Below are 2,031 nucleotides of genomic sequence, written 5' to 3'. Positions count from 1 at the left end.
CTAGAACAGGTGGTTCTTGCCGCCGAAGACCTCGCTGACCGAGTCGTCGGTGAAGATCCGGCGGATGGAGTCGGCGAGCAGCGGGGCGCAGGATACGACGTCGATCGTCGACGGCGCGCCCGGCTGCAGCGGGATGGTGTCGGTGACGACGATCCGCTCGAACGGCGAGGCCACCAGGTTCTCGAAGGCCCGCCCGCTGAACACCGGGTGCGTGGCCGCGGCGAACACCCGCCGCGCACCCGCCCGCGCGACCGCCTCACCCGCGGCGCGCAGCGTGCCCGCGGTGTCGATGATGTCGTCGACGATGATCGCGGTCTTCCCCCGCACGTCCCCGATCACCTGGTTGATCTCGGCCACCTGCTGCGCGGGACGCTCCTTGTCCAGGATCGCCAGCCCGGCACCCATCCGGGTCGCGAACTGCTTGTTCAGCTTCACCCGACCCGCGTCCGGCGCCACCACCACCAGATCGTCGTCCAACCCCGCGAAGTGGTCGGCCAACATCATCAGCGCCGTCATGTGGTCCACCGGGATCCCGAAGAACCCCTGCAGCTGCCCCGCGTGCAGATCCATGGTCAACACCCGGTCCACGCCGACCGCCTCGAGCGTGCGCGCGACCATCCGCGCCGAGATCGGCTCCCGCGGCGCGGACTTCTTGTCCTGCCGCGAATAGCCGTACCAGGGCGTCACCGCGATCACCCGGTGGGCGCTCGCCCCGACCGCCGCGTCCACCATGACCAGCAGCTCGAGCAGCGCGTCGTTGGCGTTGACCCCGGTCTCGGGGTTGCCGCACATCGGCTGGACGAGGAACACGTCCGCACCGCGGATCGACTCGTCGAACCGGCAGTAGACCTCGTCGTTGGAGAAGGTCTTGAGCGTGATCGGGCCGAGATCGACACCGAGCTGCCCGGCGATCCGGTCGGCCAGCACAGGGTTCGCCCGGCCCGAGAACAGCATCAACCGCTTGTCGTAACCCCGCTGTAGCGACGCCGTCATGAATCCACCCTTTCGTGGAGGTAGTGGAAGAACCGCGGTGGATCAGCCCGTGGGCGCGCCCCGGGCGATCGCGTCGTCGATCGCCCCGGCGCGCGGCATGCCGGCCCGCGCCCCGACCGTGCCGACCGACAGCGAGGCCGCCGCCACGCCGCGCGCGCCGGCCTCGGACACGGTGGCGCCGCCGGCCAACGCGGCCGCCAGCACCCCGTTGAACGTGTCCCCCGCACCCGTGGTGTCCCGGACCTCCGCAGGCGGGGCGGGCAGGGGCGCCACCCCCCGCTCCGGGTCGACAACCAGCACACCGTCGCCGCCGAGCGTCACCACAACAGGCGCACCCGTCCGCGCAGCCACCGCGGCCGCCATCTCCGCCACGGTCGTCCTCTCCGGATCGACCGCGCCGGTCTCGAGCAACGCAAACAGGTCCCGCAGCTCCGACCGGTTCGGGGTGACGACCGGGCCGAGCCGCAGCAGATCCACCAACTCCGCGGTCACCGGCGCCGGGTTGAGCACACACGCCAGCCCGTGCGCCACCGCGGTCTCCACCGCCGCCGCCACCGCGTCCGACGGAATCTCGGTGCTGACCAGCACACAACCCGCCCACCCCGCCGACCGCGCCACCGCCGACCGCACCACCGCCGCATCCACGGCCGCGTTCGCCCCGGCCCCCACCGCGATCTGGTTCTCCCCCTGCACGTCCACGACGATCAAAGCGACACCGGTGGCAACACCCTCGAGCACCGCCACGTCCGTCACATCGATCCCCTCCGCACGCAACTCCGCCAGCGCACCAGCCCCGGTGTCGTCCGCACCCACCGCACCGCAGTAACGGACCTCGGCGCCGGCCCGGGCCGCAGCGACCGCCGCGTTCGCACCCTTCCCGCCCCCATACCGCTCCACGCCAGGACCCACCACGGTCTCCCCCGGCCCCGGCAACCGGTCGGCCTGCACCACCAGATCGACATTGACCGCGCCGACCACCACCACCCGGGACATCACCCGACCACCGACACCGAACACACCCGCGCCGAGGCGCCCCGC

The 2,031-nt window shown here is 72.1% G+C and carries 2 protein-coding genes; both read right to left on the bottom strand.

Going from position 1 to position 2,031, the window contains the following annotated elements:
* Positions 1-993 (bottom strand): ribose-phosphate diphosphokinase, encoded by a 993-nt coding sequence (locus HF526_RS34365; RefSeq protein WP_169385821.1) that lies wholly within the window; start codon positions 991-993, stop codon positions 1-3.
* Between the two features lie 42 nt (positions 994-1,035).
* Positions 1,036-2,031, bottom strand: a 996-nt coding sequence (locus HF526_RS34360; protein ID WP_338051946.1) for a PfkB family carbohydrate kinase, incomplete at its 5' end; no start/stop codon positions are given.

Origin of the sequence: Pseudonocardia acidicola (assembly GCF_012911935.1) — a bacterium.
In the GTDB taxonomy this organism is placed as follows: Bacteria; Actinomycetota; Actinomycetes; order Mycobacteriales; family Pseudonocardiaceae; genus Pseudonocardia; species Pseudonocardia acidicola.
Note: the sequence above shows the minus strand (reverse complement) of the source record. Positions and strands in the feature narration are given on the sequence as shown.